The sequence below is a fragment of the Stenotrophomonas sp. YAU14A_MKIMI4_1 genome, assembly GCF_003086855.1.
Taxonomy (GTDB): Bacteria; Pseudomonadota; Gammaproteobacteria; order Xanthomonadales; family Xanthomonadaceae; genus Stenotrophomonas.
Genome location: NZ_CP025998.1, coordinates 1,261,611 through 1,283,273, shown reverse-complemented (window position 1 = coordinate 1,283,273; position 21,663 = coordinate 1,261,611). Strand labels below are relative to the sequence as shown.

The window sequence follows — 21,663 nt, the reverse complement described above, 5'->3', positions numbered from 1 at the left end:
CTCTCGTTCCGGCCCACCCGGGGCCGTCGCTTCAATGGTGTAACCCTGAAGTATAGCCGCCATGGGCGGCGATCAATGGCCGCGCAGGTCGCGCGGGCGGAAGCCCATGGCCACCATGGCCACCGCATAGGTGGCGCCACCGCCGCCGACCAGCAGGCCCAGCGCGCCGATCCGCTGCCAGACACCCATGCTGCCGAAGGCCGGCAGCCAGTGCAGCAGGGCCAGCAGCACGGCCACCATGGCCACGCAGGCCAGCAGCAGGCGGGTCAGGTAGCCGCCCCAGCCCGGCCGGCGCTGGTAGACATCGGTCTTGCCCAGCCAGTACCAGAGCAGGCCCAGGTTCAGGTAGCTGGACAGCGCGCTGGCAATGCCCAGCGCCAGGTGCAGGCCCGGCTGCTTGCCGATGGCGGCCATCACCCCCTGCGCCTTCAGTTCGTCGGGCACCATCACCTGGTACAGCACGGCCAGCAGGGCGAAGTTGAACACCATGTTGGCCACCAGCGCGGCCACGCCGGCACGCACCGGGGTCTTGGTGTCCTGGCGGGCGTAGAAGGCCGGCAGCACCACCTTCAGCAGGGCGAACGCCGGCAGGCCGAAGCTCAGGCCGTACACCGACAGCGCGGTCATGCGGGTGTCGAAGGCGCTGAACTGGCCGTGCTGGAAAATGGTGGCGATCAGCGGTTCGGCCAGGAACAGCAGGCCCAGCATGGCCGGCACCGAGATCAGCAGGGTCATGCGCAGGCCCCAGTCCAGCGAGCGCGAGAAGCCTTCGCGGTCGGTGCTGACGTGGTGGCGGGCCAGGGCGGGCAGGATGACCGTGCCCAGGGCCACGCCGAACACGCCCAGCGGCAGTTCCAGGAAGCGATCGGCCAGCGACAGCCAGGACTGCGAGCCATCGGTCAGCTTGGCCGCGATCACCGTGTCCAGCAGCAGGTTGATCTGCGCCACCGACGAACCGAACAGGGTCGGCACCATCAGGGTCATCACCTTGCGCACGCCCGGGTGGCTCCAGCCCCAGCGCGGCAGGGTGAGCAGGTTGATGCCCTTCAGCGACGGCAACTGGAACAGCAGCTGCAGGATGCCGGCGGCCAGCACCGCCCAGCCCAGCGCCAGGATCTGCTTTTCCGGGGTGCCGCCCAGCCGCGGCGCCAGCCACAGCGCGCCGGCGATCATGCACAGGTTGAGGATGACCGGGGTCAGCGCCGGCATGGCGAAGCGCTGGAAGCTGTTCAGCGCGCCACCGGCCAGGGCGGTGAGCGAGACGAACAGCAGGAAGGGGAAGGTCAGGCGGAACAGGTCGACCAGCAGGCCCTGCTTGACCGGGTCGGTATCCACGCCGCTGGAGAAGACCGAGGCCAGCTGCGGCGCGAAGATCAGCGCCAGCGCGGTGACCAGCATCAGCACCCCACCCAGGGTGCCGGCAGTGCGGGCCATCAGTTCGCGCAGCTCAGCGTGGCTGCGGGTTTCCTTCACTTCCGTGAACACCGGCACGAAAGCGGTGGCGAAGGAGCCCTCGGCGAACAGCCGGCGCAGGAAATTGGGTATCCTGAAGGCGACCCAGAAAGCATCAGTGATGGCGTTGGTGCCGAACGTGGTGGTCACCACGAAGTCCCGGACAAGTCCGAGAACGCGCGAGACCATGGTCATGCTGCTGAACGACAGCAGGCCCCGCAACAACTTGGGTGAACTCACTCAGCGTCCCTCTTGACAATCGACTTGACGTGCATTTCTTACGCCATCATACTAGCTAGCTTGCTGTTCCCATAACACCGATTTTTTCAGGAAACCACCACCGTGGCCAATATCAAGTCCGCCAAGAAGCGCGCCAAGCAGACCGTCGTGCGCAACGCGCGCAACGTGGCTCAGCGCTCGATGCTGCGCACCGCTGTCAAGAAAGTGATCAAGGCGCTGGACGCCAACGATGCCGCCGGCGCCGAAGCCGCCTTCGCCGTTGCCCAGCCGATCCTGGATCGCTTCAGCGCGCGTGGCCTGATCCACAAGAACAAGGCTGCTCGTCATAAGAGCCGCCTGAACGACCGCATCAAGGCCCTCAAGGCCGCCTGATCCGGCGTTGCCGCCCTGCCCTTCGGGGTGGGGCAGCAGACAAAAGCCCGGCCCCGGCCGGGTTTTTTGTTGCCCGCGATTCTGGGATGACGTCCGGGGTCAGATCCCTTTTCCTGCGGAAAAGGGATCTGACCCCAGCGTCCGGCAGCCAACAAAAAACCCGGCCGAAGCCGGGTTTTTCGCGCGGAACCACCACAGCGCTGTTACGCGTTGCGGGCGGCCTCCAGCTCGTCTTCCTTCTGCCGATCGAAGAACGCCATGATGCGGCTCATGATCGGGAAGGTGCCTTCGCGGCCCAGCGCGGACACCAGGAACCACGGCTCCTTCCAGCCCAGCTCGGCCACGATCTGCTCGGCCGCGGCCTTCGCCTCGTCTTCGAACATCAGGTCGGCCTTGTTCAGCACCAGCCAGCGCGGCTTCTGCAGCAGTTCCGGGTCGTGCTTTTCCAGTTCGCGCTCGATGGCACGCACCTGCTCGACCGGGGAAATGCCTTCCACGCCGCCTTCCATCGGGGAAATATCCACCAGGTGCAGCAGCAGGCGGGTGCGCTGCAGGTGGCGCAGGAACTGCGCCCCCAGGCCGGCACCGTCGGCCGCGCCTTCGATCAGGCCGGGAATGTCGGCGATCACGAAGCTGCGGTAGTTTTCCACCTTCACCACACCCAGGTTCGGGTACAGCGTGGTGAACGGGTAATCGGCCACCTTAGGCGTCGCCGCCGAAACGGCACGGATCAGGGTGCTCTTGCCAGCGTTGGGGAAGCCCAGCAGGCCCACGTCGGCCAGCAGCTTCAGCTCCAGCTTCAGGGTGCGCTCTTCGCCCGGCTCGCCCGGCAGCGCCTGGCGCGGCGAGCGGTTGGTCGAGCTCTTGAAGTGCATGTTGCCCAGGCCGCCGCGGCCGCCCTTGGCCACCAGCAGGCGGTCACCGTGCTGGGTCAGGTCGCCGATGATTTCATCGGTGGCCACGTTGATGATCACGGTGCCGACCGGCACGGTGATGGTCAGGTCTTCGCCGCCCTTGCCGTAGGCCTGGCGGCCCATGCCGTTCTCGCCGCGCTGCGCCTTGAAGATGCGGTCATGGCGGAAGTCGACCAGGGTGTTCAGGTTTTCGTCGGCGCGGATGTACACGCTGCCGCCGGCACCGCCGTCGCCGCCGTCCGGGCCGCCGAGCGGAATGAACTTCTCGCGACGGAAGCCAATGCAGCCGTTGCCGCCGTTGCCGGCGAACACTTCGATTTCTGCTTCGTCTACCAGTTTCATTGTTTCGATGCCTGCGATGGGCGCGGCCTGCGTGCCGCCGCCTTGAATGTCGTGCCAGGTGCCACCTGGCAATCGGGCCGTGCCCGTTTTACCACTGATTCCAACGAAAAGCCCCGCCGAAGCGGGGCTCTTCATGCAGCGTGCTCTTCATCCGGCGCGGCCATGCCAGGGCATGGCCGGCGGATACAGCCTGATCAGGCTTCGACCGAGACGACGCTGACGGTGCGACGCTTCTTCGGGCCCTTCACCGAGAACTCCACCTTGCCGTCCGTCAGGGCGAACAGGGTGTGGTCACGGCCCAGGCCAACGCCGGTACCCGGGTGGAACTGGGTGCCGCGCTGACGCACGATGATGTTGCCGGCTTCGATGGCCTGGCCGCCAAAGATCTTGACGCCGAGGTACTTCGGGTTGGAGTCGCGACCGTTGCGCGAGGAGCCTACGCCCTTTTTATGTGCCATGACTGCTTCTCCTGATGCTTAGCCGGCGATGCCGGTGATCTCGATTTCGGTGTAGTACTGACGGTGACCCTGGCGCTTCATGTGGTGCTTGCGGCGACGGAACTTGATGATCCGGACCTTGTCAGCACGACCCTGGGACACGACCTTGGCGGTGACCGAAGCGCCGCTCAGGGCGTCGCCGATCTTGATACCGTCGCTGTCGCCCAGCAGCAGGATGTTGTCAAACTTGATCTCGCTGCCGACTTCGACTTCGAGCTTTTCGACGCGGAGCTTTTCGCCCTGCGCCACGCGGTATTGCTTACCGCCGGTGACCAGTACTGCGTACATGACCAGACTTCCTCTGTAGTTATTGTGGTCTATGGACTGCCGCCATCGAGGGCGGACAGGAGCGGGATTGTACGCAGATCAATGGGCGCCGGTCAAGTCAACCCCTGGGCGGGGCCTGCGGGGGGCCCGGAACGGGGTCAGATCCCTTTTCACATGGTGAAAAGGGATCTGACCCCTGCCTGTCAGGCGGTCTCACGGGGTGAGACGCAGGGGTGGCATTGTCGGCCATTGCCCCCATCTGGTCACCTCGGTAGGCTGATTGATTGCCGCCGCATTCGACCTGCCCCCACAACCGGATCCCCCATGGCGATGGATTTCATCCGCATCCGCGGTGCGCGGACGCACAACCTGAAGAACCTCGACCTCGACCTGCCCCGCGACAAGCTGATCGTGATCACCGGCCTGTCCGGCTCTGGCAAGTCCTCGCTGGCGTTCGATACGATCTATGCCGAAGGCCAGCGCCGCTACGTGGAATCGCTGTCGGCCTACGCCCGGCAGTTCCTGAGCGTGATGGAGAAGCCGGACCTGGACCATATCGAAGGTCTGTCCCCGGCCATTTCCATCGAGCAGAAGTCGACCTCACACAACCCGCGTTCGACGGTCGGCACGATCACCGAAATCTACGACTACCTGCGCCTGCTGTACGCGCGGGTGGGCACCCCGCGCTGCCCCGACCACGGCTATCCGCTGGAAGCGCAGACGGTCAGCCAGATGGTGGACCAGGTGCTTACCCTGGACCCGGAACAGCGCTACATGCTGCTGGCCCCGGTCATCCGCGACCGCAAGGGCGAGCATGCGCAGGTGTTCGACCAGCTGCGCGCGCAGGGCTTCGTGCGCGTGCGGGTGGACGGCGAACTGTATGAAATGGACGCGGTGCCGCCGCTGGCGCTGCGCCAGAAGCACACCATCGAAGCGGTGATCGACCGTTTCCGCCCGCGCGAGGACATCAAGCAGCGTCTGGCCGAAAGCTTCGAAACCGCGCTGAAGCTGGGCGACGGCATGGCCTCGGTGCAGTCGCTGGACGCCACCGACGCCACCCCTACCCTGTTCTCGTCCAAGTATTCCTGCCCGGTCTGCGACTACTCGCTGCCCGAGCTGGAACCGCGCCTGTTCTCGTTCAACGCACCGATGGGCGCCTGCCCCGGCTGCGATGGCCTGGGCATGGCCGAATTCTTCGACCCGGCGCGCGTGGTGGTGCACCCGGAACTGTCGCTGGCCGCCGGCGCCGTGCGCGGCTGGGACCGCCGCAACGCGTACTACTTCCAGCTGATCGCCTCGCTGGCCAAGCACTACAAGTTCGACGTGGATGCAGCCTGGAACTCGCTGCCGGCCAAGGTGCAGCAGGCCGTGCTGTTCGGCAGCGGCGATGAGGCCATCACCTTCACCTACTTCACCGAAGCCGGTGGCCGCACCCAGCGCAAGCACCGCTTCGAGGGCATCATTCCCAACCTGGAACGCCGCTACAAGGAAACCGAATCGGCGGCGGTGCAGGAAGAGCTGGGCAAGTACATCAGCGAACACGCCTGCCCCGAATGCAACGGTGCGCGCCTGAACAAGGCCGCGCGCAACGTGTTCGTGGCCGACCGCCCGCTGCCGGAACTGGTGGTGCTGCCGATCGACGAGGCGCTGAAATTCTTCAGCGAACTGAGCCTGCCGGGCTGGCGCGGCGAGATCGCGGCCAAGATCGTCAAGGAGATCGGCGAGCGCCTGGGCTTCCTGGTCGACGTGGGCCTGGATTACCTGACCCTGGAACGCAAGGCCGACACCCTGTCCGGCGGCGAAGCACAGCGCATCCGCCTGGCCAGCCAGATCGGCGCCGGGCTGGTGGGCGTGATGTACGTGCTGGATGAACCGTCCATCGGCCTGCACCAGCGCGACAACGAGCGCCTGCTGGGCACCCTCACCCGCCTGCGCGACCTGGGCAACACGGTGATCGTGGTCGAGCACGATGAAGATGCGATCCGCCTGGCCGACTACGTGCTGGATATCGGCCCCGGCGCGGGCGTGCATGGCGGCGAGATCGTCGGCCAGGGCACCCTGCAGGACATCCTGGACGCACCGCGTTCGCTGACCGGCCAGTACCTGTCGGGCAAGCGTGCAATCGAGATTCCGACACGCCGCCACGCGCCCAACCCGAAGACCACCCTGCACCTGCGCGGTGCCAGCGGCAACAACCTGAAGGGCGTGGACTTGGCCATTCCGGCCGGCCTGCTGACCTGCGTGACCGGTGTGTCCGGCTCGGGCAAGTCGACCCTGATCAACGACACCCTGTTCTCGCTGGCCGCCAACGAAATCAACGGCGCCTCGCATGCCGTGGCGCCGTACAAGGAAATCGAAGGCCTGGACCTGTTCGACAAGGTGGTGGACATCGACCAGTCGCCGATCGGCCGCACCCCGCGTTCGAACCCGGCCACCTACACCGGTCTGTTCACCCCCCTGCGCGAACTGTTCGCCCAGGTGCCCGAAGCACGTGCGCGCGGCTATTCGCCGGGCCGTTTCAGCTTCAACGTGCGCGGCGGCCGCTGCGAGGCCTGCCAGGGCGATGGCCTGATCAAGGTGGAAATGCACTTCCTGCCGGACGTGTACGTGCCCTGCGATGTCTGCCACGGCAAGCGCTACAACCGCGAAACGCTGGAGATCGTCTACAAGGGCTACAACATCAACGACGTGCTGGAAATGACCGTCGAAGATGCCTTGAAGCTGTTCGAGCCGGTGCCGTCGATCGCGCGCAAGCTGGAAACGCTGGTGGACGTGGGCCTGAGCTACATCAAGCTGGGCCAGAGCGCGACCACGCTGTCCGGCGGTGAAGCGCAGCGCGTGAAGCTGTCCAAGGAACTGTCGCGCCGCGATACCGGGCGCACCCTGTACATCCTGGACGAGCCGACCACCGGCCTGCACTTCCACGATATCGAAGCGCTGCTGGGCGTGCTGCACAAGCTGCGCGACGAGGGCAACACGGTGGTGGTGATCGAACACAACCTGGACGTGATCAAGACCGCCGACTGGATCGTGGACCTGGGTCCGGAAGGCGGCCACCGTGGCGGCACCATCCTGGTGACCGGCACGCCCGAAGACGTGGCGGCCTGCCCGCAGTCCTACACCGGCCACTTCCTGGAACGCATGCTGCCGTCCACCCGCGCACGGCCGCAGCAACCGGCCGCCGTGGCCAACAAGCCCGATGCGCGCCCGCCGCGCAAGGTGAAGCCCGAACCGCCGGCGAAGAAGGCCGCCGCCGCCAAGAGCAGCGGCAAGGCCAGCAAGACCGCCACTGCCAGCAAGAAGAAGAAGGACGCCTGATGAGCAGCGAACACAAGATTCTGGCCCGTATTCCGATCAGCGTGCGCTGGCGCGACATGGACAGCATGGGCCATGTGAACAACGCCAAGTACATTTCCTACCTGGAAGAAGCGCGCGTGCGCTGGATGCTGGGCGTGGACGGCGTGTCGATGACCGACCGCATCGCACCGGTGGTGGCCGCCACCAACGTGAACTACCGCCTGCCGATCGTGTGGCCCAACGACATCCTGGTGGAACTGTTCGTGGAGCGCCTGGGCAACAGCAGCGTGACCATCGGCCACCGCATCGTGGACCAGCAGGACGAATCGAAGCTGTATTCGGACGGCAACGTGGTGGTGGTGTGGATGGACACCCAGACCGGCAAGAGCGCCCCGCTGCCGGACGCGATCCGCAGCGCATCGAGCTGATCCGCTTCTGGTAGATGCCGACCTTGGTCGGCTTTTCGCCCGCCGGGCATGGCCCGGCGCTAGCGGATGCTGCTCGACTCTACGGTTCACCGACGTTGAACAATCTCGACGTTACGCGCCGCGCCACACCCGTTTTCTCCCACTCAAAGGACTGAAATGATCCACCACACGGAACTGAGCGACCTGCTGCCCGGCATGGTCGCCTTCCCCACCGACGTATTCCCGACCGGCCAGGCCTGGCTCGGCCAGCACCTGCTGCCGCTGCTGAACATCGACCTGGGCGTGCTGCGCCCGGAACTGGCCGGCCAGGTGGCCACCATGCTCTGCCCGATCGAGCCGTATGACGGCTGTATCGGCGAGAGCACCGAAGAACACCACAACGCGTTCACCGGCACCAACTGGATCGCCTTCGAACTGACCGCCGACAACCAGATGCGCTTCCTCGGCAACGAAGGCTATTTCATCGGTGACCAGGGGCAGGACAAGGCTGCGCAGGAACACATCGCGCAGATGCGCGAGAGCTACGCCAAGGCCCGCGATTACCATGCCGCCAACGGCCGCCTCGCCTGCTATTCGCGCTTTGGCAAGGGCGAAGCCAGCGAGCGGGACTATCTGGATTCGCTGGGCGGCCCGATCGGTTTCGGCAACTGGACCGAGACCGCAGAAATCCCCGCCGCCTTCGCGCTGGACTTCACTGAAGCAGCCGATGACCCGGATGCGCCGGAGGATGCGGAAACGGTGATCATCACCCGCGATGGCCACAAATTCTTCGCCGTGGCCGAGGTAGCCGGCTACAACTGGTGCGCCACCGGCGCCGATGCCATCGTGATGATGTACGAGCCGGTGAGCCGCACGGTGTTGTTCTCGTACGACTGGTCGTAAGCCGACCGCGCAGCGCGCGCCGGGCATGACCCGGCGCCGCACTTCGTAGAGTCGAGCTTGCTCGACTGCTGCCCTTCGTAGAGTCGAGCTTGCTCGACTGCTCTTGCGTGAAGCAGTCGAGGAAGCTCGACTCTACGGTTCACGGCGGTCGAGCAAGCTCGACTCTACCCCCTGTTCCAAAGGCTGACATGATCCACCACACCGACCTGCACGACCTGCTGCCCGGCCTGGTGCCGTTCCCCGCTGAGGTGTTCGCCAGCGAACAACCGTGGCTGGCCGAACACCTGCTGCCGCTGCTGCAGATCGACCTGGGCGTGCTGCGTCCGGAACTGGCCGGCCAGGCCGCCACCCTTCTGTGCCCGATCGAGCCATATGAAGGCTGCATCGGCGACGACACCATCGCGCACCACAACGCGTTCACTGGCATCAACTGGATCGCCTTCGAGCTGACGGAAGACAACCGCATGCGCTTCCTGGGCGCGCCGGGCTATTTCCTGGGCGAGGCGGTGGAGTCGGAAGAAGCCCGCGCGCATGGCGTTGAAATGCGTGAGAGCCATGCCAAGGCGCATGCGTATTTCCTGCAGCATGGGCGCCTGGCCAGCTGCTCGCGCTACGGCAACGGCGAGTTGGACGAACAGGCATGGCTGCAGCAGCTGGGCGGCCCGATCTGGTTCGGCAACTGGTCTGACTACGCGCCGCTGCCGGCGGCGTTCCAGCTGCAGGATCTGGCAGGCTACCGGCAACGCGGCAGCCTGCGTTTCCGCAATGACAGCAGCCACCTGGCCGACGACGGCCTGCGACTGACCCGCGACGGCCATGCGTTCTTCCACGTGGCCAGCGTGCCGGCAAGCAACTGGTGCGCCGCCGGCGCCGATGCGATCGTGATGTTCTACGAACCGGAAAGCCGCACGGTGTTGTTCACGTTCGATTGGTCGTAAGCCGCGCGCTCGCCGGGCATGGCCCGGCGCTACCGGTGATGATCCGGCGGTCATGGCGGGGTAGCGCCGGGCCATGCCCGGCGGAACGGGCGACGCGTTACGGCGCAAGCTTGCGCACGGTGAGCGTTGCACTCGCTTCGCGCCCGCCCTCCAGCTGCAGCTGCAGCGGCACCGCCTGCCCTTCTTTCAGCGCGCCCTTGCCCTGCATCAGCATCAGGTGCAGGCCACCGGGCTTGAGTTCGGCGCGCGCACCGGGGGCCAATGGCAGGCGCTCGATCGCGCGCATGCGGCTGACGCCCTCGACAAGGGTGGTTTCGTGCAGCGACACATCGGCAAACAGCGCGCTGCCAGCACCGGTGATCACCACCGGCGTGGCACAGCCATTGTGGATCACCCCATAGCCGGCGGTCATGGCCATGGCCGGCGTGGGCGGCAGCCGCGCCCAGCCTTGTTCGATCGTCACGCAGTCGGCCGCCCATGCTGCGCCCGCACACAGCCACAACAATACGCCAACGAATGGTTTGGTTATCATCGCCTCAGATTCCTGTCCGCAACGAGACCGCAGCATGACGACGCTCATCGAGGTGATCAACCATGGCCCCATCCGCGAACTGCGTCTGGCGCGGCCGCCGGTCAATGCGCTGGACACCGACCTGTGCCGGCAGTTGATCCACGCCATCGAACAGGCTATGGCCGAAGACGCGCACGGCATCGTGCTGTCGGGCAGCGAGCGCATCTTCACCGGCGGCATGGACGTGCCGCACCTGCTGTCCCATGGCGATGACAAGCACAAGCTGCTGGACAGCTGGAATGCCTTCTTCGGCGCGGTGCGCACGCTGGCCGAAAGCCGCATTCCGGTGGTGGCGGCCATTACCGGGCATGCCCCGGCCGGGGGCTGCGTGCTGGCCCTGTGCTGCGATTACCGGGTGATGGCGCGCAGTACCGATCCGGCCCGCCCCTACGCCATTGGCCTAAACGAGGTGCAGGTGGGCCTGGTGGCGCCGGAAGGCATCCAGCGACTGCTGCGCCGCGCCGTGGGCCTGCACCGTTCGGCCACGTTGTTGAGCACCGGCGCGCTGGTGCCCGCCGAACAGGCCCTGCAGATCGGCCTGGTGGATGAGCTGGCCGACGGCGATCTGGTGGTGGCCCGCGCCATCGCCTGGCTGCAGCACCTGCTGAAACAGCCGCGCCAGCCGATGCTGCTGACCCGCGCCATTGCCCGCGCCGAGCTGCACGAGGCCCTGCACCCGGATCTGATCCAGCTGGACCGTTTCGTGGAAGCCTGGTTCGCGGCGGATGCGCAGAACGCGCTGCAGGCGCTGGTGGCCCGGCTGGGTAAGTAGAGTCGAGCTTGCTCGACTGCGTGCCCTGGGGTCAGAGCCCTTTCGCAAGGCGAAAGGGATCTGCCCCCTGCTCGACTGCGTGCCCTTGGGGTCAGAGCCCTTTCGCAGGGCGAAAGGGATCTGACCCCTGACCGGTATAATCGGTCCCTTCTTCACTGCTGTGGCCGCCCCCTTGAACGACACGCCCGAACCCGTCGTCTCCGAGCTGATCGACCTGCTCACCCTGGAGCGGCTGGAGGACAACCTGTTCCGCGGCCAGAGCCGCGACATCGGCACCAAGTACGTGTTCGGTGGGCAGGTGCTGGGCCAGGCGCTGGCTGCGGCCCAGGCCACGGTGGACAACGGCCGCCACGTGCACTCGCTGCACGCTTACTTCCTGCGCGCCGGCAACATCGACCACCCCATCGTCTACGACGTGGACCGCACCCGCGATGGCGGCAGCTTCTCGGTGCGCCGGGTCACCGCCATCCAGCATGGCAAGGTGATCTTCTTCTGCGCGGCCTCGTTCCAGCAGGCCGAACAGGGCGCCGAACACCAGCACAAGATGCCCGAAGTGCCGCAGCCAGAAGACATCGAACCGAACCGCCCGCTGCCGCCGGACGTGCTGGCGCGGCTGCCGATCAAGGTGCAGCGCTGGCTCTCGCGCGGCGGCCCGTTCGAGTTCCGCCATGTGTACCCGCGCGATGAACTGAACCCGCCCAAGCGCCCGCCCTACCACCAGGTGTGGCTGCGCCTGAGCGAACCGGTGGGCGATGCGCCGGAACTGCACCAGGCCCTGCTGGCCTATGCATCCGATTTCCACCTGCTGGGCACGGCCACCTTCCCGCACGGCATCAGCTACTACCACCCACACGTGCAGATGGCTTCGCTGGACCATGCCATCTGGTTCCACCGCCCGTTCCGCGCCGACGACTGGCTGCTGTATTCGCTGGACAGCCCCAGCGCGCAGGATTCGCGCGGGCTGGCGCGCGGCCAGTTCTTCACCCGCGATGGCGTGCTGGTGGCCAGCACCGCACAGGAAGGCCTGATCCGCGTGGTGCCCGACCAGGCCGCCGTTGCTGCCGTGCCGGCCAAGGAGTAAGACGATGCGTCAGATTTTCAGCAGCCAGCGCGTGGAAACCGTGGAAGGCGTGGCCGAGCTGCTGCGCAGCCACGGCATTGAAGTGAAGGTGACCAACGGCCGGTCGTACAAGACCCGCCGCCGTGGCCAGTTCAGCTATACCGACCTGGGCAATGCCCAGGCCTACCCGGCGGTGTGGATCGTGCGCGCCGACGACCAGCCGCGTGCGCGCGACATCCTGCGCGAGGCACGCCTGCTCGACACCACCCGCCGCGACCACCCCACCGCCGAGTTCGCCTTCCGCGACGCACCGCAGGAAGGCGGCAGCGGCCGTGGCTGGGCCTGGCGCATCCGCATCGGCCTGCTGGTGGTGATTGCCGCCGTGGCCCTGGTGATCGGCCTGCGCCACCGTGGCGCGCCCGCCCCGGCCACCCCGGCACCGGCTGCGGCCCCGCAGGCCCAGCCGCAGCCGGCACCGCAGGCCGCGCCGGAAGAGGAAGAAGTGCGGGTCCGCATCCAGCCGTCAACGTAACGCGCAGGTAGCGCCGGGCCATGCCCGGCGAGCGCAGCGGCCTGACAGAAAAGCCGCCGGGCCATGCCCGGCGTGATCGGGCCCCGTCCGGTCACACTTCGCGCGCGGCGGCGTCTTGGGACACAATCCCTGCAGGAGCCGCCGCCATGACGACGTTCGCCGCATCGATCGACCAGACCCTGGAACGCGAGCTGCCCGCCGCTGCCGGCGGCTGCCAGCACGCCTATGGCCGCATCGTGCTGGCCTGCCAGAACACCATCACCGCCATCGCCCTGGCCATCACCCGCGACCGCCAGGCCAGTGAGGACATCGCCCAGGAAGCGTTCGTGAAGGGCTGGCAGCAGTTGCACCAGCTACGCAGCAGCACCAGTTTCCTGCCCTGGCTGCGGCAGATCACCCGCAACCTGGCCCGCGACTGGCTGCGCTCGCAGCGCGGTCGGCCGCTCACCGGCGAAGCCGCCGAAGTGGCGCTGGGCATGGCCGCCGACCCGACCCCGGGCGCGCCCGACCGGCTGCAGCGGCTGGAAGAAGAAATCGCCGCCGAAGACATCATTTCCGCTCTGCCCAGCGACAGCCGCGAAGTGCTGCTGCTGTACTACCGCGAAGGGCAACGCTCGCAGCAGGTGGCCGACCTGCTGGGGCTGAGCGATGCGGCCGTGCGCAAGCGCCTGTCGCGCGCACGCGGCCAGGTGCGCGACGGCCTGCTGCAGCGTTTCGGCGAATTCGCCCGCAGCAGCGCGCCCAGTGCGGCGTTCGCCACGGCCGTGGTGTCGATGGTGCTGGTGGCGGCCCCCGGTACCGCCAGCGCGGCGATCCTGCTGAGCGCCGGCGTCGGCATGGGTGGCAGCAAGCTGGGCCTGGGCGGGGCCAGCGTGGCCGGCGGCACCGCCATGGGCTCGGTCACCGCCGCGCTGGGCTACCTGCACATGATTCCGGCCAGCACCTGGGGCGCCTTCGCCGGTGGCGTGGCCGGCGGCGTGATCGGCAGCTACCTGGGCGGTCGTTTCCTGCTGTCCTACGCCAAGACCGATGCCGAACGCGCGCAGGTCTGGCGCTTCGTGCGCATGAACACCTGGACCGCCATGGCCTGCTGCCTGTCGGTGCTGGCAGTGGTGCTGCTGCAGACCCCGACCTGGGTGCATCTGCTGGTGCTGGTGCTCGGCCTGAGCCTGGTGAACTACCAGTGCCTGGGGCCGCTGCAGCGGATCATGGCGCCGCTGATCGCCCGCGATTCGGCGCGGCGTGGGCGCACCGGCACCAACTGGGTGTATGAATCGATGTATGGACGAACCGGCGTCATCGCCATGAACATCATGGTGCTGGGCGTGGTGCTGTATGCGGTGGCCCATACCGGCGGCCGCTAGGCCCGCAACGCACGACGCCGGCAGTGCGCCGGCGTCGTGGTCGATCAGAACGCGGTGACTCAGCGCTGCGGCTTCGGCGGCATTCCGTCACGCGGGCCACCCGGGCGCGGGCCACCGTGCATCGGGCCCTTGGCCGCATCGAATTCGGCCTTGCTCAGCTGGCCGTCCTTGTTGGTGTCGGCCGCGGCGAACCAGGCGTCACGATGGTGCTTCATGCGCAGCTCGCGGTCGGCCTTGTCCAGATAGCCATCCTTGTTGACGTCCATCTGGTCGAAGCGCGCGGCCAGGCGCGGATCGGCCTTGGCTTCCTCGCGGCTGATGCGGCCATCCTTGTTCACGTCCAGCTTGGCCATCCAGGCATCGGGACCGCCATGGCCACCGCGACGGCCATGCTTCCAGCGCGGCAGCTCATCACGCGACAGCTTGCCGTCCTTGTTCTTGTCCAGTTCGTCGAACTTCGCCGCCAGGCGCGGGTTGGCCGCCGCTTCGCTGCGGTCGATCACGCCGTCGCCGTTGGTGTCCAGCTTCACCGGGCGCGGTGCCGGCGGGGCCGGAGTGTCGGCGGCCAGCGCGATACCGGTGGCGGAGGTGCCCAGCAGCAGGGCCAGCAACAGGGGGGTACGGATCATCGGGTCACTCCTGGTAGGGGTTGCGTCGGGGTGATCAGTTCACCCTCGGGGGACAACAACGCCTGTACGCGGCATCGGTTGACGCGTCGGCCGGTTCCGTTCATCGGGCGGACAGTCGCGGCCGATGCGACACACTGGGGCTATGCTGTGCCCATGGCGATACACGGCGACAGAGACGACGAACTGCGGCTGTTCCAGACCGGCGAGCACCCGTGTGGGTACTGGCCGGACCGGGTGGCGCGCGATCTGGTGCTCGATCCGCAGGACCGCCGCCTGGGCGGGCTGTACCCGCTGGCGCTGAGCTGGGGCTTCCGCCGCAGCGGCGATCTGGTCTACCGCCCGCATTGCGCGCAGTGCCACGCCTGCGTGGCCGTGCGCATTCCCGTGGCCCGCTTCGCCGCCGACCGCAGCCAACGCCGCTGCGCGGCGCGCAATGCCGATCTGGAAGTGCGCATCACCGCGGCCATGCCGCGCCAGGACCTGTTCGATCTGTACCACCGCTACCTGGTACACCGGCATGCCAATGGCGGCATGGATGACCATGGCCCGCACGAGTTCGAGCAGTTCCTGATCGGCACCTGGTCGCATACCCGCTTCATGGAAATGCGCCTGCCCGGCCACGACGGCCAGCCCAGCCAGTTGCTGGGCGTGGCGGTGACCGATGTGACCGAGCACGGGCTGTCGGCGGTCTATACCTTCTTCGACCCAGCGCACGCCGCGCGCGGGCTGGGCACCTTCGCCATCCTGCAGCAGATTGAATGGGCCCGCCGCGAAGGCCTGCCGCATGTGTATCTGGGCTACTGGATACGCGAGCACCAGAAGATGGACTACAAGCGCCGGTTCCGCCCGCTGGAGGCCTACGACGGCCGCCGCTGGCACGATTTCGACAAGGAACTGGACGGCCGCTGACAAACCGCTGACACCGGGCCGGGTGCACAATACGGCCCATGAACATGACCCGCCGCCATCCCCTGATCCTCGCCCTGGCCCTGCTCTGCGGCGCCAGCGCCCCCGCCTTCGCCAAGCCCCCCGCGATGACCGAAACGCCGTCTGCAACGCTGCGCCTGGCCACCTACAACACCTCGCTGTATTCGGACGATGCCGGCGGCCTGATCAAGGAACTGGAAGGCGACAGTGAACATGCCCGCAAGATCGCCGCGGTGCTGCAGCAGGTGCGGCCGGACCTGGTGCTGCTGAACGAATTCGACTTCGACGATGCGCACCGCGCCGCTGATCTGTTCCAGCAGCGCTACCTGGACGTGGCCCAGCCCGGCGGCGGCAAGCCGCTGCACTTCGCCTACCGCTATCTGGCCCCGGTCAACACCGGCGTGCCCAGCGGCCTGGACCTGGACGGCAATGGCACGGTGGGCGGCGACGGCCGCAGCCGCGGCAACGATGCCTGGGGCTACGGCCTGCACCCGGGCCAGTACGGCATGCTGGTGCTGTCGCGCTACCCGATCGACGAGGCCAAGGTGCGCAGCTTCCAGCTGCTGAAGTGGAGCACGATGCCCGGCGCGATCCGTCCGGTCGACCCGCGCACCGGCAAGAGCTTCTACAGCGATGCGGTGTGGTCGCAGCTGCGCCTGTCCTCGAAGTCGCATTGGGATGTGCCGGTGCAGACCCCGGCCGGCGTGGTGCATGCGCTGGTTTCGCACCCGACCCCGCCGGTGTTCGACGGCCCGGAAAAGCGCAATGCCGCGCGCAACCACGACGAACTGCGGCTGTGGCAGGAATACCTGTCGGCCGGCGACAAGCCCTGGCTGTGCGATGACCAGGGCAAGTGCGGTGGCCTGGCCCAGGACGCGCGCTTTGTGATCTTCGGCGATCTGAACAACGATCCGGTCGATGGCGATGGCCGCCACGATGCCATCGTCAACCTGATCGAGAACCCGCGCGTGCTGCGCTACCCCACCCCGCGCAGCGTGGGTGCCGAACAGACCAGCCTGGCCTATGCGGCCAAGGGCATCGTGCGCAAGGGCGCACCGTTCCACGCCACCGGTGATTTCGGCCCGAAGTCGGGCACCATGCGCCTGGACTACGTGCTGCCCTCCACCGGTTTCGAATACGTGGGCAGCGGCGTGTTCTGGCCGGCCAATGAAAGCCCCGAAGCGAAGATTGCCGACGGCAGCGACCACCACCTGGTGTGGGTGGACGTGCGGTAACGAAAAACGTACCGACCAACGGTCGGTACCTACCGGGATGCGGGCGCCGGGCATGGCCCGGCGCTACCTTCTTACGGGCGCAGTTCCACGCCGATGGCTTCGGCGGCATCGCGCGCGATGGCACGTGCCTCGTCGATGCTTTCCGCACGCGCCAGGGTCACGCCCACGCGGCGGTGGCCATGCACGCTGGGCTTGCCGAACAGGCGCACGGCGGTGTCGGGCACCTGCAGCGCGGCGGCCACGTTGTTGAAGTACGGCACGCCTTCGCCATGGGCCAGCAGCGCGCACGAGGCCGACGGGCCGCTCTGGCGGATGACCGGAATCGGCAGGCCCAGGATCGCGCGCGCATGCAGCGCGAACTCACTCAGTTCCTGCGATACCAGGGTGACCAGACCGGTATCGTGCGGGCGCGGCGACACTTCGCTGAACCACACCTCGTCGCCCTTCACGAACAGCTCCACGCCGAACAGGCCCCAACCGCCCAGATCGTCGGTGATCGCGCGCGAGATCTCCTCCGCACGCGCCAGGGCCTTGTCCGTCATCGGCTGCGGCTGCCAGCTTTCGCGGTAGTCGCCGTCCTTCTGCAGGTGGCCGATCGGCGCGCAGAACGAGGTGCCGCCGGCGTGGCGCACGGTCAGCAGGGTGATCTCGTAATCGAAGTCGATGAAGCCTTCGACGATGCAGCGGCCGGCACCGGCACGGCCGCCGGTCTGCGCGTAGTCCCAGGCCGGGGCGATGTCGGCCTCGCTGCGCAGGGTGCTCTGGCCCTTGCCCGAGGAGGACATGACCGGCTTGACCACGCACGGCAGGCCGATGGCGGCCACCGCGGCGCGGTATTCGGCTTCGGTATCCACGAAGCGGTACGGCGAGGTCGGAAGGCCCAGGGTTTCGGCGGCCAAGCGGCGGATGCCTTCGCGGTCCATGGTCAGGCGCGCGGCGCGCGCGGTCGGAATCACCCGCAGGCCCTGTTCCTGTTCCAGCTGCACCAGGGTTTCGGTGTGGATCGCCTCGATTTCCGGCACCACCAGGTGCGGCTGCTCCTGGGCAATCAGCGCGCGCAGGGCCATGGCGTCGAGCATGTCGATCACGTGCGAACGGTGCGCCACCTGCATGGCCGGGGCATCGGCATAACGGTCGGCGGCAATCACTTCCACGCCCAGGCGCTGCAGTTCAATGGCCACTTCCTTGCCAAGTTCGCCCGAGCCCAGCAGCAGCACACGGGTGGCGGAGGGGGACAGCGGGGTTCCAAGCTTGGCCATGGGGGTTCCAGCAGCGATGTGAAGGCGGGTGGGCATTCTAGCCGGTCCGGCCGGGTCGGCCGACGAACGGCACTTGCGAGCTGATATCAATTTGATATCGTTCATTCGAACCCTCAAGGACGTACTGCCATGAAAGAGAAGTCGCTTTCCTCCCTCAACGGTCTGGGTACGCTGGCCGTCTCGCTGCTGGCCGCGCTGGCCGGTGGCGCGCTGTTCGTGCTGGGGGTGGCAGCCAAAGCCAGCACCGGCGCACCGAACCTGCTGATGATGCTGGGCGGCCTGCTGCTGGTCGTCGCCGCGGTGCTGGTGCTGGCCGGCCTGTACACGGTGCAGCCCAACCAGGCGGCGGTGCTGAGCCTGTTCGGCAAGTACGTGGGCACGGTGAAGGACAATGGCCTGCGCTGGAACAACCCCTTCTATTCCAAGCGCCGGGTCAGCCAGCGCGTGCGCAACTTCGAAAGCGGCAAGCTGAAGGTGAACGAGCTTGATGGCAGCCCGATCGAGATTGCCGCGGTGATCGTCTGGCAGGTGGTCGATGCCTCCGAAGCGGTCTACAACGTGGATGACTACGAAAGCTTCGTGCATATCCAGTCCGAATCGGCGCTGCGCGCGATGGCCACCAGCTATCCCTACGACCAGCACGAGGATGGCCAGCTGGCCCTGCGCAGCCACGCCAGCGAGATTTCCCAGCACCTGAAGAACGAACTGGCCGAACGCCTGGCCGACGCCGGCGTGCAGGTGCTGGATGCGCGCATCAGCCACCTGGCCTACGCCGCCGAAATCGCCCAGGCCATGCTGCAGCGCCAGCAGGCCAATGCGGTGATCGCCGCGCGCACGCGCATCGTGGCCGGTGCGGTGGGCATGGTGGAAATGGCCCTGGCCGAACTGCAGAAGAACGGCGTGGTGCAGCTGGACGAAGAACGCAAGGCGCACATGGTCAGCAACCTGCTGACCGTGCTGTGCTCGGACCGCGGCACCCAGCCGATCGTCAACGCCGGTTCGCTGTACTGAGCCACCCTCGCAACGGGGCGCCACCGCGCCCCGCCAGGAGTTCGCATGAGTGAGAAGAAAGCCTATCCGCTGCGCATCAACGCCGACGTGCTGGCTGCGGCGCAACGCTGGGCTGACGACGAGCTGCGCAGCTTGAATGCCCAGATCGAATACGTGCTGCGCGACGCCCTGCGCAAGGCAGGGCGCCTGCCAAAACCCACGCCATCACCCGAGGACAAGGAATGAGCAAGCGCTGGAGCTACCAGACCATTGAAGTGAAGACATCGCTGATGGGCGTGCTGAAGGCCGAGGACATCCAGAACGAACTGACCCGGCAGGGGCTGCTGGGCTGGGAACTGGTGAACGTGATCATTCCCGCGCCGATGCGCCCGGCCATGCTGGTCTTCAAGAAGGAAATCTGACCATGCGCGCCGCGCAAGGGAGCACCGCAATGAGTGGCAGCGACCCGCGTTCGTTCGATGTTGCCGAGAGTTCGCCACTGCGCGTGCTGTGGATCCTGCTGCCGCTGCTGATCGTGTTCGCGCTGTGCGTGTGGGCCGAACTGAAGCACGCGCCGGCCGCTGCGCCGTGGATGGAGATCACCCTGGCGCCGCCGTTCTTCCGCCTGTGGGGCAGCGCGGCATGGAGCCTGGTCGTGCTGGTGCTGATCGGCGTGGGCCTTGGCATGGCGTTCTTCCGCCGCCGGGTGGTGATCGATGGCAATGTGCTGGACGTGCGCTCCACGCTGTACCGGCGCCGCACCCCGGTGGCGCAGCTGCAGCTGGAGCAGGCCGAGGTGGTGGACCTGGCCCGCGACCGCCGCTACGGCCTGCGCTACAAGACCAATGGCTATTCAATGCCGGGCTTCTATTCGGGCCACTTCCGCCTGCAGGGCGGCAACAAGGGGTTTGCCCTGGTCACCGACCGCCAGCGCACGCTGGTGATTCCGGTGCGCGGCGGCAGCACCCTGCTGCTCAGCCTGGAGCGGCCGCAGGCGCTGCTGGACGCGCTGCAGAAGGTGGCCGCCACCGCGCCACGGCAGTAAGCTGCGGGCATGCACCGTCGCGCCCCCCTGCTGATCAACACCGAGGCCGTGGAACTGTGGCCGGCCGCCCTGCTGCGCGCGCGCAGCAACCTGGATGCACGCCTGCTGGCCCGCGCGCAGTGGGTGCTGCGGCGCAAGCAGGATGGCCGCTACCTGGCCGTGGTGCTGGACCACGGTGTGCACTCACTGGTCGCGCGGCTGCCGCGCGAGCCCGGCGTGGAAGCGGCCCTGGCGCTGCTGGAACAGGCCCGCGCCCGCCCCTTCGCCGCAACGCTGGAAGACCACTGGCTGCCGCTGGCGGGCCTGCAGCAGCGCCTGCAGCAGCTGGGCCTGGATGCGGATGCCTATGCACAGGACAGCGGCTTGCCACTGGAAGCCGAGCCCTGCCTGCTGCACTTCGCCGGGCGCGACCGTTTCGGCCGCCCGCTGTGGCTGCGCCGCGCCGCCGCGCAGGGCTGGCGCCGCATGCGCCTGCACGCCGCGCGCGACGGCGTGGCGCTGGATGCGATTTCCGGTTTCCGCAGCCACGCGTACCAACTGGGTATTTTCGAACGCAAGCGCGCGCGCGGGCTGAGCGTGGCCGAGATCCTGAAGGTCAACGCCGCGCCGGGCTTCAGCGAACACCACCGGGGTGATGCGCTGGATATCGGCACGCCGGGCGATGCGCCGGCGGAAGAAACGTTTGAAGCCACCGAGGCGTTTGCCTGGCTGCAGGCACACGCCGGCGGGCACGGGTTCCGGTTGAGCTACCCGCGCGACAACCCGCACGGCATCGTCTACGAGCCGTGGCACTGGTGCTGGGCACCGGCCAACGACTGAGGTAGAGCCGAGCCATGCTCGGCTGCGCATTTCCGGTAGAGCCGAGCCATGCTCGGCTGCACATTTCCGGTAGAGCCGAGCCATGCTCGGCTGCACATTTCCGGTAGAGCCGAGCCATGCTCGGCTGCACATTTCCGGTAGAGCCGAGCCATGCTCGGCTGCACATTTCCGGTAGAGCCGAGCCATGCTCGGCTGCACATTTCCGGTAGAGCCGAGCCATGCTCGGCTGGTTTTGCCGAAGTCGAGCATGGCTCGACTCTACAAATACGCGGGGCAACGATCCCCGCCGGGCATGGCCCGGCGCTACCTGTAGCGCGCGGGGCAACGATCCCTGCCGGGCATGGCCCGGCGCTACCTGTAGCGCGCGCGGGCAACGATCCTCGCCGGGCATGGCCCGGCGCTACCTCAGCGCCGCAGCGCGTTGATCGCCAGCAGCACCCAGGCGGCCATCAAGGTGGTGCCGCCCACTGGCGCCAGCCGGGTCGGCCACTGCCACAGCGCGCCGCCCACCAGGCTGCCTGAGAACAGCAGCACGCCCAGCAGCACCAGGTACAGGCCCAGGTGCGCGATCGCGCCCTGCGCACGCGGGCCCAGTGCCAGCAGTACCGCGCCGTGGGCGAAGGCGTACAGCGCCGCCATGTTCAGGTGCTGCTGCGCCAGCGGGTCGGCCACGCCGTGGGCGGCATAGGCCGACAGGCCGATTGATGCTGCCGCAAGCAATGCGCCCAGGCAGGCCAGCAGTGAAGGTTTACGCGCACGACGTTCGGCAGTGAACATGGTCTTTCCTTGCGCAGGCCCCGACCACGGGGCACAGATGAAAAAAAACGCGCC

At 67.3% G+C, this 21,663-nt stretch carries 24 protein-coding genes; 16 read left to right on the top strand and 8 right to left on the bottom strand.

Annotated elements, in window-relative coordinates:
* Positions 1-72 precede the first annotated feature (72 nt).
* Positions 73-1,677 carry a murein biosynthesis integral membrane protein MurJ gene (gene murJ, locus C1931_RS05900; RefSeq protein ID WP_108755689.1) on the bottom strand — a complete coding sequence of 535 codons (1,605 nt, stop codon included), beginning with the start codon at positions 1,675-1,677 and terminating at the stop codon, positions 73-75.
* A 117-nt stretch (positions 1,678-1,794) separates the two neighbouring features.
* On the opposite strand from murJ, the gene rpsT reads away from it, so the two are divergent.
* Positions 1,795-2,064 (top strand): 30S ribosomal protein S20, encoded by a 270-nt coding sequence (gene rpsT / locus C1931_RS05895; protein ID WP_005408560.1) that lies wholly within the window; start codon positions 1,795-1,797, stop codon positions 2,062-2,064.
* 203 nt (positions 2,065-2,267) lie between these two features.
* Here the strand turns inward: rpsT and cgtA are convergent, their stop codons facing one another.
* The 3 genes from cgtA to rplU all read right to left on the bottom strand — a co-directional run bounded on the left by cgtA (position 2,268) and on the right by rplU (position 4,105).
* Positions 2,268-3,320, bottom strand: a complete 1,053-nt coding sequence (gene cgtA / locus C1931_RS05890) for an Obg family GTPase CgtA (RefSeq protein WP_108751495.1) — start codon at positions 3,318-3,320, stop codon at positions 2,268-2,270.
* 194 nt (positions 3,321-3,514) lie between these two features.
* Positions 3,515-3,778, bottom strand: coding sequence for a 50S ribosomal protein L27 (rpmA, locus tag C1931_RS05885; RefSeq protein WP_049467623.1), 264 nt, complete (start codon positions 3,776-3,778; stop codon positions 3,515-3,517).
* Positions 3,779-3,796: 18 nt separating this feature from the next.
* A complete protein-coding gene (gene rplU / locus C1931_RS05880; protein WP_108748943.1) occupies positions 3,797-4,105 on the bottom strand; it encodes a 50S ribosomal protein L21 in 309 nt (102 codons plus the stop codon).
* 303 nt (positions 4,106-4,408) lie between these two features.
* Here rplU and uvrA point away from each other — a divergent pair, with 303 nt between their 5' ends.
* From uvrA to C1931_RS05860, 4 genes are all read left to right on the top strand, one after another.
* On the top strand, positions 4,409-7,402 hold the full coding sequence (gene uvrA / locus C1931_RS05875) for an excinuclease ABC subunit UvrA (RefSeq protein ID WP_108755688.1): 2,994 nt from the start codon (positions 4,409-4,411) through the stop codon (positions 7,400-7,402).
* Positions 7,402-7,809 carry a thioesterase family protein gene (locus tag C1931_RS05870; RefSeq protein ID WP_108748941.1) on the top strand — a complete coding sequence of 136 codons (408 nt, stop codon included), beginning with the start codon at positions 7,402-7,404 and terminating at the stop codon, positions 7,807-7,809. Before uvrA ends, C1931_RS05870 begins: the two co-directional genes overlap by 1 nt.
* 156 nt (positions 7,810-7,965) lie before the next feature.
* Positions 7,966-8,691 carry an enolase gene (locus C1931_RS05865; RefSeq protein WP_108755687.1) on the top strand — a complete coding sequence of 242 codons (726 nt, stop codon included), beginning with the start codon at positions 7,966-7,968 and terminating at the stop codon, positions 8,689-8,691.
* A 188-nt stretch (positions 8,692-8,879) separates the two neighbouring features.
* Positions 8,880-9,629: an enolase gene (locus tag C1931_RS05860; RefSeq protein WP_108755686.1), complete on the top strand. Its 750-nt coding sequence runs from the start codon at positions 8,880-8,882 to the stop codon at positions 9,627-9,629.
* A gap of 97 nt (positions 9,630-9,726) precedes the next feature.
* Here the strand turns inward: C1931_RS05860 and C1931_RS05855 are convergent, their stop codons facing one another.
* On the bottom strand, positions 9,727-10,161 hold the full coding sequence (locus C1931_RS05855; protein WP_108755685.1) for a copper chaperone PCu(A)C: 435 nt from the start codon (positions 10,159-10,161) through the stop codon (positions 9,727-9,729).
* Positions 10,162-10,195: 34 nt separating this feature from the next.
* On the opposite strand from C1931_RS05855, the gene C1931_RS05850 reads away from it, so the two are divergent.
* The 4 genes from C1931_RS05850 to C1931_RS05835 all read left to right on the top strand — a co-directional run bounded on the left by C1931_RS05850 (position 10,196) and on the right by C1931_RS05835 (position 13,928).
* Positions 10,196-10,972, top strand: a complete 777-nt coding sequence (locus C1931_RS05850; RefSeq protein ID WP_108755684.1) for an enoyl-CoA hydratase/isomerase family protein — start codon at positions 10,196-10,198, stop codon at positions 10,970-10,972.
* A gap of 172 nt (positions 10,973-11,144) precedes the next feature.
* Entirely contained in the window at positions 11,145-12,053 is a 909-nt protein-coding gene (gene tesB, locus C1931_RS05845; protein WP_108755683.1) for an acyl-CoA thioesterase II, read from the top strand.
* Between the two features lie 4 nt (positions 12,054-12,057).
* Positions 12,058-12,564: a pathogenicity-like protein gene (locus C1931_RS05840; protein ID WP_108755682.1), complete on the top strand. Its 507-nt coding sequence runs from the start codon at positions 12,058-12,060 to the stop codon at positions 12,562-12,564.
* A 146-nt stretch (positions 12,565-12,710) separates the two neighbouring features.
* The gene (locus C1931_RS05835; protein ID WP_108752480.1) at positions 12,711-13,928 is read left to right on the top strand and encodes a sigma-70 family RNA polymerase sigma factor; all 1,218 of its coding nucleotides are present in this window, start codon (positions 12,711-12,713) and stop codon (positions 13,926-13,928) included.
* A gap of 59 nt (positions 13,929-13,987) precedes the next feature.
* On the opposite strand, the gene C1931_RS05830 is transcribed toward C1931_RS05835, so the two are convergent.
* Positions 13,988-14,557, bottom strand: coding sequence for an EF-hand domain-containing protein (locus tag C1931_RS05830; protein WP_108755681.1), 570 nt, complete (start codon positions 14,555-14,557; stop codon positions 13,988-13,990).
* A 153-nt stretch (positions 14,558-14,710) separates the two neighbouring features.
* On the opposite strand from C1931_RS05830, the gene C1931_RS05825 reads away from it, so the two are divergent.
* Both C1931_RS05825 and C1931_RS05820 read left to right on the top strand, forming a co-directional pair.
* Positions 14,711-15,466: an arginyltransferase gene (locus C1931_RS05825; RefSeq protein ID WP_108752478.1), complete on the top strand. Its 756-nt coding sequence runs from the start codon at positions 14,711-14,713 to the stop codon at positions 15,464-15,466.
* 38 nt (positions 15,467-15,504) lie between these two features.
* The gene (locus C1931_RS05820; RefSeq protein WP_108755680.1) at positions 15,505-16,719 is read left to right on the top strand and encodes an endonuclease/exonuclease/phosphatase family protein; all 1,215 of its coding nucleotides are present in this window, start codon (positions 15,505-15,507) and stop codon (positions 16,717-16,719) included.
* A gap of 71 nt (positions 16,720-16,790) precedes the next feature.
* Here C1931_RS05820 and purT read toward each other — a convergent pair whose 3' ends face one another.
* Positions 16,791-17,978 (bottom strand): formate-dependent phosphoribosylglycinamide formyltransferase, encoded by a 1,188-nt coding sequence (gene purT, locus C1931_RS05815; protein WP_108755679.1) that lies wholly within the window; start codon positions 17,976-17,978, stop codon positions 16,791-16,793.
* Positions 17,979-18,107: 129 nt separating this feature from the next.
* Here purT and C1931_RS05810 point away from each other — a divergent pair, with 129 nt between their 5' ends.
* Genes C1931_RS05810 through C1931_RS05795 form a run of 5 tightly spaced genes read left to right on the top strand, consistent with a single transcriptional unit; the run spans position 18,108 to position 20,832 of the window.
* Positions 18,108-18,989, top strand: a complete 882-nt coding sequence (locus C1931_RS05810) for an SPFH domain-containing protein (protein WP_108748929.1) — start codon at positions 18,108-18,110, stop codon at positions 18,987-18,989.
* 45 nt (positions 18,990-19,034) lie between these two features.
* Positions 19,035-19,214, top strand: a complete 180-nt coding sequence (locus tag C1931_RS05805) for an Arc family DNA binding domain-containing protein (protein WP_100439285.1) — start codon at positions 19,035-19,037, stop codon at positions 19,212-19,214.
* Positions 19,211-19,390: a DUF4177 domain-containing protein gene (locus C1931_RS05800; protein WP_108748928.1), complete on the top strand. Its 180-nt coding sequence runs from the start codon at positions 19,211-19,213 to the stop codon at positions 19,388-19,390. Before C1931_RS05805 ends, C1931_RS05800 begins: the two co-directional genes overlap by 4 nt.
* 29 nt (positions 19,391-19,419) lie before the next feature.
* The gene (locus C1931_RS20410; RefSeq protein ID WP_199913912.1) at positions 19,420-20,013 is read left to right on the top strand and encodes a PH domain-containing protein; all 594 of its coding nucleotides are present in this window, start codon (positions 19,420-19,422) and stop codon (positions 20,011-20,013) included.
* A 9-nt stretch (positions 20,014-20,022) separates the two neighbouring features.
* A complete protein-coding gene (locus tag C1931_RS05795) occupies positions 20,023-20,832 on the top strand; it encodes a M15 family metallopeptidase (RefSeq protein ID WP_199913911.1) in 810 nt (269 codons plus the stop codon).
* Positions 20,833-21,237: 405 nt separating this feature from the next.
* Here the strand turns inward: C1931_RS05795 and C1931_RS05790 are convergent, their stop codons facing one another.
* The gene (locus C1931_RS05790) at positions 21,238-21,609 is read right to left on the bottom strand and encodes a DUF423 domain-containing protein (RefSeq protein ID WP_108755678.1); all 372 of its coding nucleotides are present in this window, start codon (positions 21,607-21,609) and stop codon (positions 21,238-21,240) included.
* Between the last annotated feature and the right edge of the window lie 54 nt (positions 21,610-21,663).